General features: G+C 58.1%; 14 protein-coding genes. 8 read left to right on the forward strand and 6 right to left on the reverse strand.

The annotated features are described in order from the left end of the window. Positions 1-23: 23 nt before the first annotated feature. From AFE_RS07205 to AFE_RS07215, 3 genes are read left to right on the forward strand one after another with little or no spacing between them, the layout of a single operon-like run. Positions 24-329: a 2Fe-2S iron-sulfur cluster-binding protein gene (locus AFE_RS07205; protein ID WP_012536591.1), complete on the forward strand. Its 306-nt coding sequence runs from the start codon at positions 24-26 to the stop codon at positions 327-329. 10 nt (positions 330-339) lie between these two features. Further along, positions 340-564, forward strand: coding sequence for a hypothetical protein (locus AFE_RS07210; protein ID WP_012536592.1), 225 nt, complete (start codon positions 340-342; stop codon positions 562-564). A gap of 6 nt (positions 565-570) precedes the next feature. Further along, on the forward strand, positions 571-1,404 hold the full coding sequence (locus AFE_RS07215) for an SIR2 family NAD-dependent protein deacylase (RefSeq protein ID WP_230959347.1): 834 nt from the start codon (positions 571-573) through the stop codon (positions 1,402-1,404). A 48-nt stretch (positions 1,405-1,452) separates the two neighbouring features. On the opposite strand, the gene modD is transcribed toward AFE_RS07215, so the two are convergent. The 3 genes from modD to AFE_RS07230 form a co-directional block, all read right to left on the reverse strand. Beyond that, positions 1,453-2,307 (reverse strand): ModD protein, encoded by an 855-nt coding sequence (gene modD, locus AFE_RS07220; RefSeq protein WP_012607087.1) that lies wholly within the window; start codon positions 2,305-2,307, stop codon positions 1,453-1,455. A gap of 123 nt (positions 2,308-2,430) precedes the next feature. After that, positions 2,431-2,637, reverse strand: coding sequence for a TOBE domain-containing protein (locus AFE_RS07225; protein WP_009560719.1), 207 nt, complete (start codon positions 2,635-2,637; stop codon positions 2,431-2,433). 66 nt (positions 2,638-2,703) lie between these two features. Further along, positions 2,704-4,131, reverse strand: a complete 1,428-nt coding sequence (locus tag AFE_RS07230; protein ID WP_012536595.1) for an NAD-dependent succinate-semialdehyde dehydrogenase — start codon at positions 4,129-4,131, stop codon at positions 2,704-2,706. 201 nt (positions 4,132-4,332) lie between these two features. Between AFE_RS07230 and AFE_RS07235 the strand changes: the two genes are divergently transcribed. Beyond that, positions 4,333-4,722, forward strand: coding sequence for a group II truncated hemoglobin (locus AFE_RS07235; RefSeq protein ID WP_012536596.1), 390 nt, complete (start codon positions 4,333-4,335; stop codon positions 4,720-4,722). On the opposite strand, the gene AFE_RS07240 is transcribed toward AFE_RS07235, so the two are convergent. Beyond that, positions 4,719-6,137 (reverse strand): MFS transporter, encoded by a 1,419-nt coding sequence (locus AFE_RS07240; RefSeq protein WP_012536597.1) that lies wholly within the window; start codon positions 6,135-6,137, stop codon positions 4,719-4,721. The genes AFE_RS07235 and AFE_RS07240 overlap by 4 nt on opposite strands. 183 nt (positions 6,138-6,320) lie before the next feature. Here AFE_RS07240 and AFE_RS07245 point away from each other — a divergent pair, with 183 nt between their 5' ends. The 4 genes from AFE_RS07245 to AFE_RS07260 are packed head-to-tail and all read left to right on the forward strand — an operon-like array spanning position 6,321 to position 12,312. Further along, complete coding sequence (locus AFE_RS07245; protein WP_009562641.1) at positions 6,321-6,893, forward strand: mechanosensitive ion channel family protein; 573 nt, start codon at positions 6,321-6,323, stop codon at positions 6,891-6,893. Further along, entirely contained in the window at positions 6,890-7,801 is a 912-nt protein-coding gene (locus AFE_RS07250; RefSeq protein WP_012536598.1) for a PfkB family carbohydrate kinase, read from the forward strand. The genes AFE_RS07245 and AFE_RS07250 overlap by 4 nt, the downstream gene beginning before the upstream one ends. Beyond that, the gene (locus AFE_RS07255) at positions 7,794-9,938 is read left to right on the forward strand and encodes an HAD-IIB family hydrolase (protein WP_012536599.1); all 2,145 of its coding nucleotides are present in this window, start codon (positions 7,794-7,796) and stop codon (positions 9,936-9,938) included. Before AFE_RS07250 ends, AFE_RS07255 begins: the two co-directional genes overlap by 8 nt. Beyond that, positions 9,931-12,312 carry a sucrose synthase gene (locus AFE_RS07260; protein ID WP_012536600.1) on the forward strand — a complete coding sequence of 794 codons (2,382 nt, stop codon included), beginning with the start codon at positions 9,931-9,933 and terminating at the stop codon, positions 12,310-12,312. The genes AFE_RS07255 and AFE_RS07260 overlap by 8 nt, the downstream gene beginning before the upstream one ends. A gap of 144 nt (positions 12,313-12,456) precedes the next feature. Here AFE_RS07260 and AFE_RS07265 read toward each other — a convergent pair whose 3' ends face one another. Both AFE_RS07265 and AFE_RS07270 read right to left on the reverse strand, forming a co-directional pair. Next, positions 12,457-12,981: a methylated-DNA--[protein]-cysteine S-methyltransferase gene (locus AFE_RS07265; RefSeq protein WP_012536601.1), complete on the reverse strand. Its 525-nt coding sequence runs from the start codon at positions 12,979-12,981 to the stop codon at positions 12,457-12,459. Positions 12,982-13,133: 152 nt separating this feature from the next. Next, positions 13,134-13,739 (reverse strand): YidH family protein, encoded by a 606-nt coding sequence (locus AFE_RS07270; protein ID WP_230456340.1) that lies wholly within the window; start codon positions 13,737-13,739, stop codon positions 13,134-13,136. Positions 13,740-13,873: the final 134 nt, after the last annotated feature.

A 13,873-nucleotide genomic window follows, 5' to 3' on the forward strand; every position in this document is an offset into this window, starting at 1 on the left:
ATTTTTATAGAGGAGAAGATTGAATGCCCATTATCACCATCAAACCCAGCGGTAAAACCGTCGAGATGCCCGTGGGGGCCAGTCTCGCCGCCGCGGTGATCGCTGCCGGTGAACCCATGGTCCTGAAGTGTGAAGGCAAAGGCGAATGCGATAGCTGTCATATTTTCGTCCAGGAAGGGCGGAAGAGCGTGTCGAAGATCCAGCGTCTGGAAAATGAACGACTGGATAGCATCGTTGGGGTTGGCAGCAAATCCCGTCTGGCCTGTCAGGCCATGATCGGCGAAGAAGATGTCGTTATAGAACTTTTGGGTTTTTCTTCTGGCTTATAAGGAGACCATTATGGAGCAAACGCTCGTCGTGATCCATGTACGTTTTGCCAACGATGGCAGTGTGCGGGAAATTGGCGAGTGTCCCAGCGGGACCAATCCCCAGGACTGGTTCAATGCGCTGAGCAGACACTCTGCCAATGGTTATGAATCCCTCTCCGGGGGAAGAGGCATTTTTCGCCTCGAACCAGCGGTCATCGAACAGGTCAAGGCTGCGGTTCTTTCTCTCGCTACATAAGGAAGCATGATTATGGACAAGGATCTTTCGGAAATCTTCAGCGGCCTTGCGGAAGGGCGCATCATTCCGTATCTCGGCCCCGGCCTGTTGCCGGAGGCCGGAGCCACCCTGCCCAGCGGGATGCCGGCATTGGCGGAAGTGCTCAGCGGCCAGGTGACGGTGCCTCACAAGGTTCGGCGCAATCTCACCGGGGCCGCGCAGTATATCGAGAACTTCAAGCACCGCAAGACCCTCGTGGGCATGATGGACAAGACCTTTGCCGGGGATCCGCCGATCCATCCCTTGCAGCGCGACCTGGCCGCCCGAAAACTCCCGTTGATCGTCCACCTCTGGTACGACAACGGTATGGCCAAAGCGTTGGCCGAACAGGGTACACGCTGGGGCCGTATCCAGGGACTCAGTCAGACCGAGCATTATGGCGACTGGACGGGATACATGGATGCCGAAGGCCAGTCGGTCGAAGCCGCAATGGCTGCCCAGTGGGACACGATACTGTATGAGCCTTGGGGTTCACAAAGTCCGGCCAACAATTACCTGGTTTCTGATACGGATTTTGTCGAAGTGCTGACGGAAATTGACATTCAGACGCCTATCCCGGAGATCGTCCAACAAATCCGCGCGGGGCGCCATTTTCTTTTTGTCGGATGCCGTTTCAATGACCAGTTGCAGCGCAATTTCGCCCGCCAGATCATGAAGCGTTCATCGGATCGTCATTGGGCGCTGATAGAGGCGCCGCTGACCAGGAACGAAGCGCGCTTTGTTCGCGAGCAGGGGATTCAGGTACTCCAGATGCCCTCTGGCGTCTTGTTAGGCGAAGCCGCCGTAGCCAAGGCGGGTTAGGAGGGTGCCTCGCGCTGGTTACAATCCTGTGACGCGGAAATCACGGTCTCATACGGGGCGAATCTCCACACCGATATCGGTCGGTGCGGCGTGATAGACAGCGCTGGTCACGAGGGCATCCATACCGGTTGCCGCATAGGCCTGAATATTCGCAAGGGTAATCCCGCCCGCCGCAAACAACGTTACCTCCGGCGCCACGGCACGCAGTTTCGCAGCGATTTCCACCAGGGGTTCGGGCGCCATTTTGTCAAACTGGATCCCGGCGACTCCGGCCTGTGCCAGTGCCAGCGCGTCCGTCAGGGTGTGATCCGTCTTTTGCACTTCCACCACGATCTTGCTGGAGGGGACCCGTCTCCGGTATTGCGCCAATTGTTGCAAAAAAGGCGATAAACCACCTAAAAAGGCCAGGTGCTGGTCGAATACCAGAACACTTTCTGAAATGCCCAGCCGGTGCGGCATGACCCCCCCTGCGAGAGCCGTCATGACGGCAAAACGCCGTATTCCGGGAATATTCTTACGCGTCGCAACCACGGATATTCGGGGATTGATCTGGCGTGCCTGTTGTACCAATTGCGCGGAGTAGGTCGCGATGCCACACGCGTACTCCAACACGTTTTGCGCCACTTTCCAGGCAGAATGGGCAGCACTTGCGGAACCTTCCGCCGCCAGCAGGGTGGTTCCTGTTGCGACCAATGCGCCCGACGGCTGACTTTCGGTCACCATAAGGCCGCAGGCGTCCAATATCTTCACGGCGAGTTCCGTACCGGCGACAGAAATATCCTGACGGCAGCGAAAACGCATGTCGGCAGCTTTGTCGCCAATGCCCAGCATCCGGGTGGTGAGGTCCAGGAAAGGCTGATCTTCCTGGATGAGTGCGGCAATTTCCTGCGGGGAGAAGAACATGGCGTAGCCCGTAATAACAATGGACCATCCGCAATGGCAGATGGTCCGTGACAGCGGTTGCAGAGTGACCGGGCAGCGATGCGCTCTGTTCCGCCGGACGGTTGATCACCTGGAACAGCCGCTTCAGGGTTTTTCGATACTTACTTCGCTGGCTTTGATTGCCGCGAAAACCTCGTCACCCACTTTGAGTCCGAGACGTTCGACGCTCCGTGTGGTAATCACGGAGGTGATTATACCGGCGGAAGTTTCCACCTCGACTTCCGAAACCGCCCCACCTTTGATGATCTCAATCACTTTACCCTTCAGATGATTACGCAGACTGGATTCCATGACCGCCTCCTGATTAACTATAAGAGGATAGTAGTATAGTCTGCCTGGGCGGGCAGGGATAGGCGATTACCCCGGCAATTGGAAGGAGACATAACGCAGTTGCAAATATTCCTCCAACCCCCATTTGCCACCCTCGGCGCCCAGTCCGGAGAGCTTGCTGCCGCCGAAAGGCGCCTGTGGGGTGGCGGGAGCCCCGTCATTGACGCCGACGATGCCGCATTGCAGCGCCTCCGCGATGCGGTATGCGCGCCCGAGATCGCGGGTCCATAGGTAAGCGGCCAAGCCATAGGGGGTGTCATTGGCGCGGGCGACAGCTTCCGCTTCGCTACGAAACCCCTGTATGGGCAGCAGGGGGCTGAAGCTTTCCTCGTGGAATATGCGGCTCTGCGGATCGAGGTCGGCGAGGAGGGTCGGGGAGCACCACAGGCCTTGTGCATCCCCTCCGCACAGAAGTCTTGCACCCCGGGCCATGGCATCCTGCAACTGCGCTTTGAACTTCTGGACAGCGACTTCGGAAACCAGCGGTCCGATGTCGGTATCCTCGGCAAAAGGGTCTCCGACCTTGAGGTGACCCATAGCTTCAAGGTAGCGCGCCGTAAACTCCGGCAGGATCGCCTCATCCACATAGAGGCGGTTGGCGGCGACACAGGACTGGCCGGCATAGCGGAATTTGGCATGGATGGTCATGGCCACCGCTGCGTCGATGTCCGCATCGGCAAAAATAAGCACCGGTGCATGCCCTCCCAACTCCAGAGAAAGCCGTTTGATGGTCGGCGATCCCTGCGCATAAAGCTTCTGCCCGACCGCCGTGGAGCCGGTAAAGCTCAACTTGGCTATGCGCGAGTCCGCCATCAGCCGTTCCGCCAGGGGTGCAGGATCAGCGCTGGGGAGCACCTGCAGAGTGCCGGCGGGTCCTTCCGCCGCGGCCCAGAGTTCGGCAAGTTTTAATGCGGAGAGGGGCGTTTGCTCATCGGGCTTGAGGATGACCGTACAGCCGGCAGCCAGAGCCGGCGCTATCTTGCGAACGACCATGGAGACCGGACTGTTCCACGGCGTAATGGCGAATACCGGGCCAATCGGCACTTTCCAGATCTGTAAGCGCTTGTCCGGAAACTGGGAGGGGATACTTTCGCCGGTGACGCGCTTGCATTCTTCGGCGTACCAGCGCGCCAGGGCGACTGCGGTTTTGATCTCCGCACGACTCTGGCGTATGGGTTTGCCCATCTCCCAGGTGATGAGACGTGCGAGGTCTTCTGCGTGAACCTGGATGAGATCCGCCCAACGGCTGAGGATGAGCGCGCGCTGGTAGACGGTAGTTTGACGCCAGGCTGCAAAAGCGACCGTCGCCGCCTGCACTGCTGCGTCAGCCTCCCGAGGTCCGCAATCGGACACTTCGGCGAGCATCTGTTGATTGACCGGGCTTTGTACCACAAAGCGCGCCCTGAGGTCTGTCCAGCATCCATCGATAAATGCGGCTGTCGGTGCGAGGGGCATGAAGTTTTCCTGTGTGCGGTATGCGGGTGGACGGTAGCAGGGACGTTGCCGAATAACGTCCAAAGAAGGTACTCTTGCGGGGCAGGTTGTATCGGGATGACTGTAGCGCAGGCATGGATAAAGCGCAAAAGGGCCATATCCGCGCAGCATGCATCATTAACATTGTGGCCTTTAATACACCTATCTGGAGCAAGACCATTGATGCTTGAACCCGAAAGTACGCCCTACGTCCGTCTTGGTGGTGAGGAGGCCGTTCGCAATCTGGTCAACCGGTTTTATGACCTCATGGACAGCGAGGCGCAATGGCAAACTCCGTTGCGGGATATTCATGCAAAGGACCTTTCCGAATCCAGGGAGAAGCTCTTTCTGTTTCTTTCCGGCTGGCTGGGAGGGCCTGATCTATATGTGCAGCGTTTTGGGCATCCCCGCTTACGCGCACGGCATGCTTCTGTCCCGGTGGATGATCAGGCGCGGGATCAGTGGATGGCCTGTATGCTGCAGGCCATGCACGAGGTAGGGATAGAGCCCGAACTCTATGGCCATCTGCAGGGTGCCTTTCAGCGCACGGCTGATTTCATGCGGAATCGCTAGGACTGCGCTTTCTGCGCTGCAACATCATTGTGGATGGCTGGCGCAGCGTCGGGGGTTTGTAATCCATGCCCCGTCAGCCAGCCGAACAGGATGCCGACCAGAGCTATGGCGGACAGGGATGGGTAGCCGATGAACTGTACCAGCGGACCGCCCAGAAAGGTACCCATCACCGTGGCCACTGCGCCACTGGCGTTAAAAAGTCCCATCGCCTCGCCCTGACTGAAAGGCGTGAGCCGCGCTGTCAGACTGGTTCCGGAAATGCTCTGCAGTGGCCAGGCGATAATAATCAGGACGAAGCCTGCCAGGGCAATCAGCGCCCGGGGTATGGGCAGGAAAAATACCAGCAGTAGCAGGCCAAATCCCAAAAAGCGGAGCATCAAAGACCAGCGATATACCCTTCCGGCGCCAAAACGCCCGGATAGCTGCCCACCCACGGAGTACAGCACCAACGCTATGGCGGCGGTCATGGCGTAGACACTGGAGGTCAGTGCCGGGGCCACATTATAGGCCTTTTGCATCGCTACCGGGAAATAGGCGAAAAATGCCGCTACGCCAAAGGCCACCGCAAACCAGGAAAATAGAAAGCGGCCAAAACGCGTATGTAGCATATCGCCAAACCGGCGCAGGCCTTGCAGAGAAAGGTGATGCGAAAACCGGAGCAGGCCACCCCCCAGCAGTTCCGGATGCCCGAAGTTGGCGAGGAAACGCCAGTCCAGATCGCGCCGCATATGACTACCGATCTCCACCGTCCAGTCATAACTTTTGGCGCCGGCAGGCAAGCCTCTGGCACCCAACCAGATAGCGGGAATCAGTGCCAAGGCTGAGCAGATCAGGCCGAGCTTGAAATTGCTGACGAAAATGCCGGCCAATAAAAGTCCGGCGACCTGCCCGCCGCCGTTAAAAGTTTGCAGCCAGCCCAGCCGTGGTTCCCATTCATTTTGGGGGTCGAACTCGACGATGAACAGGCTGGCCATGGTCGCCACGGCGGAGCTTCCCGCGCCGGCGAGCAGCGAGAGCGCGCTCCAGGTGAGAATGCCCGGAAAAAAAGGCATGACGGCCAGCGCCATTAACAATACCAGAAAGCCACAGAAAAAAATGGGGCGATGCAGATGTTTGCTGTCGGCCAGGTTTCCCCACAAGGGAGAGGTCAGCAGTCCGAGGTTGAATCCGCCCATGACGTAGGCAACCCAACTGAGATGATGAGTGAGGGCGACGATCATCAGAGGCAGGAGAATAGGCAGCAGCCCGGAGGAGACCGCCCCCAGCAGGGCATAGGCCAAAAACCAGACGGATACCCAGCGGTCTGGTTCTTTCAGGATGGCGCGAAAGCGATCGAGGTGTTCGCGTGCCCGTTGAATGCGGGCTGCGATCGCTTTCTCGCCCATGATGGTGCCGGGATTCCTGGTGTCTGCCATGATCTCTCCTGTGTCGCCCATCGGGCCGCCCTTTACGGTATCGTGCGAGGCATACCATTATCTGATAAGCCTTTTCTCGGTTGGTTCCCTGACAATTGGGTTGCCTTACGCCCGTAAGGCGCGGATTTGCCCGTCTGCGTTCGCTACGTTATGGTAAAAATCAACAGCGGAGGGGAGTGATGTATGGGCACGATTTTCCATGGGCTGACGATGGACCCTGAGTGGTTGTTACACCGGTCGATGTATACCCTGCTGATCGTGGCGGGTAGCTATCTGATATTACGCTGGTATGGCAATGTAGTTGTGCGTCTCATGGACTTTCTCGGCCGACGACGGGCCTTGTCACGCGGCTATGGCATGATGTTCCAGAGAATCACCACTTGGTTTCTCTGGCTCGTTGTCTGGGTTGTCATACTGCGGGTCTGGGGTGTCGATGTCACAGCCGTCTGGACTACCTTTGTCAGCTTGCTGGCGGTGATTGGCGTCGGTATGCTGGCGGTATGGGCCATGGTCAGCAACATTACGGCACGCTTTTTTATCTGGTTCTGGCAGCCATTGCAGTTGGGGCAACGTATCGAGATATTGCCGGAATCCCTGACCGGTGAGGTCATCGAAGAAAACCTCATGTTTACCGAGTTGCGCCAGGACGATGGCCAGATTGTGGTGATACCCAACAATCTCTTTTTCCAGCGCGTTATTCGTCGCTTGCCCGATGTCGAAAAAAAAGCCGGCCCGGATGAGAAGGCCGCACCATGAATGCTGACGTGCCCCCCGGCGTAGTTTTCGGCGAATGTCTGGTCGATGATTTTGGAGAGGCGCAACGACTTGGCGGCGCACCCTTCAATGTTGCGCAACACCTCCATGCGCTGGGGGTGGCATCCGTCTTTGTCAGCAGGGTAGGGCGGGATGCTTCGGGGCAACACATTTTGCAGCACATGCGGGACTGGGGGATGTCCACGAATGACGTGACAGTGGACGCGTTGCTTCCCACCGGCCGGGTACGGGTGACGGCGGACGCCCGACAGGGGCACCACTTCGAGATTCTGCCGCATCAGGCCTACGACGCCATTGGTATGCCCTCCAGCGTGATCGCCCCCATTCCCTGGCTCTATCACGGTAGTCTCGCCTTGCGGGAAGACGGGCCATCGCGGGCGACCTGGCGCCAGTTGCGCGCCCGTGCCCAGTGGCGCTTTGTGGACATCAATCTGCGCGATCCCTGGTGGAATCCGGAATTACTGGCCGAGATCATACGGGGTTCATCTATACTAAAATGTAATACGGAGGAACTGGAGCAGATCATTCGCACTTACGAACTCCCCCCGGCCTCGACCTTGCGGGAAGCGATGCAGATGGTGGCCGGACATTTTCATGTGCAAGCCGTCTTGCTGACCCGCGGTGCTGAGGGTGCCGCTTATGGGGACGGGACCAATTTTTACGAGGCGGAAGCACCCCCCACGGTGGTCCAGGACACCGTAGGGGCTGGGGACGCCTTCGCCGCAGGCTGGTTCTGGAGCCTGTTTCGCGGTGATGCCATTGCGCGGCGATTGCAGAGGGCAGGGGAATTGGCAGCGGCCATTTGTGCGATATCCGGCGCCATACCGGATCAACCCGAGTTTTACCGGGCCATAATGGCGCGATGGGCCAAGGAGGACGGATTTGGCTGACCACCAAGGTCTTTACATTCTGATGCTGAGTATCCACGGCCGCATTTGCGGTACCCCGGAACTCGGGATCGATGCAGATACCGGCGGCCAGGTTGGCTATGTACTCGACGAAATGCAGGCGCTGGCACGGGACCCGCGCGTTTCTCGGATCGACCTTCTCACGCGTCGCTTTGATGATTCCGACACGAATCCCATTTATGGAGCACCGCGCGAGCTATTGGAATCCGGCGCGCGGATTATCCGTCTGCCTGCCGGTCCAGCGCACAAATATCTGCAAAAAGAGCGACTTTGGGATTATCTGGATACCTTTGTGGACGGCGCGCTGCATTTTATCCGCAGTGAAGACTGTATTCCCGATGTCATCCACAGCCACTATGCCGATGCAGGTTACGTAGGGGTACGCCTCTCCCGGCTGCTGGGTATTCCGCTCATGCACACCGGCCATTCCCTGGGGCGGGATAAGCGGGAAAGACTGATCGCTGCCGGCCGTAAGGCGGAAAGTATCGACCGGCAATTTCATTTTCCGCGGCGTATTGCCGCCGAAGAGTCCGTACTCAGTGAAGCGTCCGTGGTCCTGGCCAGCACCCGTCAGGAGGTGGACGAGCAGTATGGCCTGTACGAGAATGCCGTGCGGGCGCATTTCAAGATCCTGCCGCCCGGTGTGGACTTGCGACGGTTTTCCCGACCAGGGCGGCAGCGTTCTTCACCGCTGCTGCCCGGCTTGCGCCACTTTTTGGAGGCTCCGCGCAAGCCCCCCATTCTGGCCATTGCCCGCCCCGATGAACGTAAAAATTTTCAGCGTCTGATTGAGGCCTATGCCACGGACCCTGTTCTACGGGAGCAGGCCAACCTGGTTCTGGTCATGGGCCAGCGTGACCGCCTTGGGCAGCTCCCGCACGGGGCGAAAAGGGTGATTCAGAGCATCCTGCATACCGTTGACGATTACGACCTTTACGGACGAGTCGCCCTCCCCAAGCACCACGAACCGGAAGATATTCCCGAATATTATCGCTATTCGGCCATCTATAAGGGTGTTTTCGTCAATCCGGCGCTCACCGAACCCTTTGGCCTGACCCTGCTGGAAGCCGCGGCCTCAGGTTTGCCGGTCGTCGCGACCCGGCACGGTGGCCCGCAGGACATCATCCGCTACTGCCGCAATGGCATTCTGGTGGATCCGCTGAATATCGGAGAGATGCAGGACGCCCTCAGGCAAATGCTGTTTGATCGCCAACGCTGGCAGCGCGCCAGCCGGGCAGGCTTGCTGGGGGTGCGCCGGGTCTATAGCTGGGAGGCCCATGCGCGCCGTTATCTGGCAGAAGTGGAACGGATTCTCCGGCGTCAGCGCAAACAGTTGCGGCGTGAGTCCGCCGCCCGCCAGGGGGTACGCCGTGCCTTACCGACGGCGGATCATCTGCTCATATCCGATATCGACAATACCTTGATTGGCGATCCGGCGGGGCTCGCCACGCTGATGGAATGGCTGAGGGAACATCCCCGGGTGGCATTTGGCGTGGCCACAGGACGGAATCTCAAACAAACCATGGAGATACTGGCGGCACACCAAGTTCCTCGCCCGGACATCTGCATCACCGACGTGGGTACACGTATCATCTATGGCAGCAAACTGCGCGAGGATCAGGACTGGGCCGCTCACCTGCACTATCGCTGGTGGCGTGACGGGGTATTGCAAGCACTGGCCAGGGTACCCGGACTGCGCCTGCAGGAAAAATTCACCCAGGGTGCGTTCAAGGTAAGCTACTATGTAGACCCCAAGCGCCCGCCAACGGCGAAGGATCTGCAGCAGCGCTTGCGTGAGCGGCAGATCGCCGCCCATGTGGTGCTTTCCCATAACTGCTTTCTGGATGTGTTGCCCATTCGGGCGTCCAAGGGCCACGCCATCCGTTTCCTGGCCTTTCGCTGGGGATTGCCTTTGCATGCGGTGCTGACTGCGGGAGACTCTGGCAATGACGCCGATATGATGGGTGGCGAAATTTGTGGGGTTATTGTCGGCAACCACAGCCCGGAACTACACGGACTAAAGGATAAACATCACATCTATTTTGCCAGTGCTCACCACGCCTGGGGTATTCTCGAAGGCATCCAGCACTACCGTTTTCCAGGACAAGCCCATGCCTGACAATCTGCGTCGCTGTATCAGCCAAAATCCCCATTGCGTAGCCGGGCTGTTGCGATATCTGTTCAATCTGCAACGCCCATTTCTGCTCTATACCGACTTGCAAAAGGCCATCGGCGACTTTGCCGCAGACTACGGCAGTGATGCAGACCTCGTGGTGTTGCAGGAGTTTTTCTCCAGACTGCAAGAGGCAGTGCTTGCGGAGCCTTGGATTTATCTGGCCTGGCGTCCCAGCCCTGGGCGCTGGACTTATCTGCGCATGCACTGGGAACAGCTTCATTTGGAGACACTCGCGCCGAGTGATTATCTGGCCTTTAAGGAAAGACAGGTGCTCCCCGCAAATGATCAGGAGCCGATACTCACCGTGGATTTCGAGGATTTCCGCGCTGCCCCCTATCACCTGCAGGATGAGGACACCATCGGACAAGGACTCATATATATGAACCGCCGTCTGGCTGGGCGACTGTTCGGGAACATCAAGACGGGGCGCCAGAGCATTCTCGACTTTTTGGCCGTGCACAAGCTCAACGGGCAATCGCTGATGGTGCATGATCAGCCGCCGGATTTTGAAGCACTACGCCAGACCGTGCAGTATCTGGCGACGCTCCCCAAGACCAAACCGTGGACGGAGTTTGCGGCGGAGATGACCTATCGCGGCTTCGCCCCCGGCTGGGGAGATACCGCCGGACGGGTGCGCGAGACCATGCGTCTGTTGATGGATCTCTTGGACGCCCCCTCGGCAGAGGGTCTGCAAGCATTCATCGACCGTATCCCCATGATCTCCAAAATACTGATCGTGTCTATTCATGGCTGGTTCGCGCAGGACAAGGTGCTTGGACGTCCGGATACCGGCGGGCAGGTCGTTTACATTCTCGATCAGGCGCGGGCGCTGGAACAGGAAATGCGCCAGCGTCTGGCCCGTCAGGGGGTGGATATCGTACCCCGTATTCTGATCGCCACCCGCCTGATTCCCAATGCCGACGGCACCACTTGCGACCAGCGCCTGGAACCCGTCCATGGCGCCGATAATGTACAGATTCTCCGTGTACCCTTTCGCTATGCCAATGGCGAAATATTGCCGCAGTGGATCTCCCGCTTCAATGTCTGGCCCTGGCTGGAACGCTACGCCGATGACCTCGAACGGGAAACCCTGGCGGAATTTGGTCGTCGTCCTGACCTGATTATCGGCAATTACTCCGATGGTAATCTGGTGGCCACCATCCTCAGTGCGCGGCTGAATGTCACCCAATGCAACATCGCCCACGCGTTGGAGAAGAGCAAATACCTCTATAGTGACCTCTACTGGCGCGATCACGATGCCAGCCATCATTTTGCTTGCCAGTTCACCGCGGACCTCATCGCCATGAATTCTTCCGACATTATCGTTACCAGCACCTATCAGGAAATCGCCGGGAACGACCGCGAGGTGGGCCAGTACGAAGGATATCAGAATTACAGCCTCCCCGGACTGTATCGGGTGGAAAACGGGATTGACGTCTTCGATACCAAATTCAATATCGTTTCTCCGGGGGCCGACGCCCACTATTATTTTCCCTATTCCGCCAGCGAAGCACGTCTGCGTTATCTGCACGACGATATTGATGCGTTGCTCTTTGGCGAGGAGCCCGCCGCGGATCGGCGCGGCGTACTCAAGGAACGGGATAAACCCATCATATTCAGTATGGCGCGCATGGACCACATCAAAAATCTCAGCGGGCTGGCTGAGATTTTTGGTGCCTCGGAACGTCTGCGCAAACTGGCCAACCTGGTGATCATCGGTGGCCATGTCGATCTGCAGAATTCTCAGGACGAGGAGGAGGGGGCGCAGATCCAGCGGATGCACGATATTATGGATGCGCATCAACTCGATGGTCAGATGCGCTGGATAGGCACTTTACTCGAGAAGAATGTGGCGGGGGAACTCTACCGGGTTATTGGTGATTCCCGTGGATGCTTCGTCCAGCCCGCACTCTTTGAAGCCTTCGGATTGACGGTGATTGAAGCCATGAGCTCGGGTCTGCCGGTTTTTGCCACTCGCTTCGGCGGACCGCTGGAAATCATCGAAGACGGTATTTCCGGCTTTCATATCGACCCCAATAACCAGCAGGAGACGGCAGAAAAGCTGGCGGACTTCCTGGAAGCTGCGGCCGCCGATATCCGTGTCTGGGAGACCATTTCCGATGGCGCACTGGCGCGGGTCGGCGCGCACTATACCTGGGGCAATTACGCCGCGCAGATGATGACTCTGGCGCGGATTTTCGGCTTCTGGCGCTTCATGCTCAAGGCCGATCGTCACGCCGCCCGTCGTTATTTGCAGATGTTTCAGCACTTGCAATGGCGGCCTCTGGCCCATGCGGTGCCGCTGGGGGAGTCATGAGGTGCAACCGCGCGAAGGCTGCGATGTCCGGCGGGCACCCGGTTACCGTCCTTCTCGGTTAGTGTTCGCCGTGACAAGCGCGGACCACCCGTCAGGCGTTCATTCCCTGATGATGTGGATTTGGTTTGCACTGCGGGCGCAACCCTAAAAATCACCACCCTCATGCCGCAACAGCCAGCGTTTACGCTCTATTCCGCCCGCGTACCCGGTCAGGGTGCCGTTGGCGCCGATGACGCGATGGCAGGGAATGACAATACCAATGGGATTCGCTCCGTTGGCACGCCCCACGGCGCGCACCGCCGATGCCCGCTCCATGCCCCTCGCCTGTTCTTGGTAGCTGCGGGTTTCTCCGGGGGGAATGCTGCGCAACCAGGCCCAGGCCGCCTGCTGAAACGCGGTGCCTGCGGTTTCTACGGGAATGGCGGAGACGGCGTTGAGATCACCCGCCCAGTAGGCTTCCAGACCGTTGCGAACCGGCTGCGGAGCTGTTCCAGATGTCAACGTTACCCCATCGGAGCCGTAGAGCAGGCGGAGTCGATCCAGCATGCGGGCCTCGCTGTCCGCCCAGTCCAGTGCACGCAAGGTATTTTGCGCGTCGCTGACCAGCAGCATGACACCCAACGGGGTGGTGACACGATCCAACTGCCATCGCAGCGCTTGGTTCAGCATGAAAATCTCCCCAATATGGACTCTGAAATGATGTTCTAGCCAGGCGCTGGAGAAATGGCAGGAAGGGATCAGTTAACTATCCGTTTCATTGCCTGCCATTGGGCTTGTGATGATCACCTGACGCCCGTACAGATGCTTTAGCAATGGCATGTTCAGGGCGACACATGGATGATCATGGCAGCCAGCACGATGGTGATACTCAGCAGAATGACTCCATAGAGGCCGTAGAGAAATTTGTGGACATGATAAGTGCCCTCGTCCACTTTTTTGACCGTACGAATGAAGTTGATGCCACCGATGACCAGATTGGTGACCCCGAGAAGAATGAAAACGATGCCCATCCCGGAAAAGCCCGCGCCCATCACGAGTTTGGTATGGAGCATGATGGAGAGTTGCTCCAGGAAAAAATCGAATTTTTCGATCACGAAACCGAAGGCAATCAGGCCGATGCCGGTGCGTACCCAGGCGAGGAAGGTACGCTCGGCGGCCATGTAAATGCGCGGATCAATGATTTCTTTCGCAGCCACGGGAGATCCTTTTTCGATATATTCCAGGTCCGACATAAAACGAAATCCTACCACAAAAACCAGGGCGATGGCGGGCCAGCTCAGCCAGTAGAAAAGCTCGGTAAAAAAGTGGCCCAGGGTAGCGTAGTGGAGTGCCTTGAAGAGAATGGCCAGGCGTGCGGAAAGCAGGCCGGTGCCTATCGACAGGAAGAGGAGCTTGAAATAACCCAGGTAGGTTCGTTCCAAGGCCATGTACAGCCGGGGTTCCTGTACCGTCGGCAAGTATTTCAGAAACATCATGGATGGAGGTGACCGTCTGCGCTTGGGCGTCTGCTGGTATGAAGTTGCGAGAGCTGGCAGTTTAACGGGAAACAAACCATGTGAGA

The sequence above is a fragment of the Acidithiobacillus ferrooxidans ATCC 23270 genome, assembly GCF_000021485.1.
GTDB lineage: Bacteria > Pseudomonadota > Gammaproteobacteria > Acidithiobacillales > Acidithiobacillaceae > Acidithiobacillus > Acidithiobacillus ferrooxidans.

Excerpts from the sequence above, each read along its gene's own strand:
- modD (WP_012607087.1), bottom strand. The coding sequence starts at position 2,307 with ATGTTCTTCTCCCCGCAGGAAATTGCCGCACTCATCCAGGAAGATCAG.
- AFE_RS07215 (WP_230959347.1), top strand. The coding sequence starts at position 571 with ATGATTATGGACAAGGATCTTTCGGAAATCTTCAGCGGCCTTGCGGAA.
- AFE_RS07245 (WP_009562641.1), top strand. The coding sequence starts at position 6,321 with ATGGGCACGATTTTCCATGGGCTGACGATGGACCCTGAGTGGTTGTTA.
- AFE_RS07230 (WP_012536595.1), bottom strand. The coding sequence starts at position 4,131 with ATGCCCCTCGCACCGACAGCCGCATTTATCGATGGATGCTGGACAGAC.
- AFE_RS07240 (WP_012536597.1), bottom strand. The coding sequence starts at position 6,137 with ATGGCAGACACCAGGAATCCCGGCACCATCATGGGCGAGAAAGCGATC.
- AFE_RS07205 (WP_012536591.1), top strand. The coding sequence starts at position 24 with ATGCCCATTATCACCATCAAACCCAGCGGTAAAACCGTCGAGATGCCC.
- AFE_RS07265 (WP_012536601.1), bottom strand. The coding sequence starts at position 12,981 with ATGCTGAACCAAGCGCTGCGATGGCAGTTGGATCGTGTCACCACCCCG.
- AFE_RS07225 (WP_009560719.1), bottom strand. The coding sequence starts at position 2,637 with ATGGAATCCAGTCTGCGTAATCATCTGAAGGGTAAAGTGATTGAGATC.
- AFE_RS07235 (WP_012536596.1), top strand. The coding sequence starts at position 4,333 with ATGCTTGAACCCGAAAGTACGCCCTACGTCCGTCTTGGTGGTGAGGAG.
- AFE_RS07260 (WP_012536600.1), top strand. The coding sequence starts at position 9,931 with ATGCCTGACAATCTGCGTCGCTGTATCAGCCAAAATCCCCATTGCGTA.
- AFE_RS07270 (WP_230456340.1), bottom strand. The coding sequence starts at position 13,739 with ATGGCCTTGGAACGAACCTACCTGGGTTATTTCAAGCTCCTCTTCCTG.
- AFE_RS07250 (WP_012536598.1), top strand. The coding sequence starts at position 6,890 with ATGAATGCTGACGTGCCCCCCGGCGTAGTTTTCGGCGAATGTCTGGTC.
- AFE_RS07210 (WP_012536592.1), top strand. The coding sequence starts at position 340 with ATGGAGCAAACGCTCGTCGTGATCCATGTACGTTTTGCCAACGATGGC.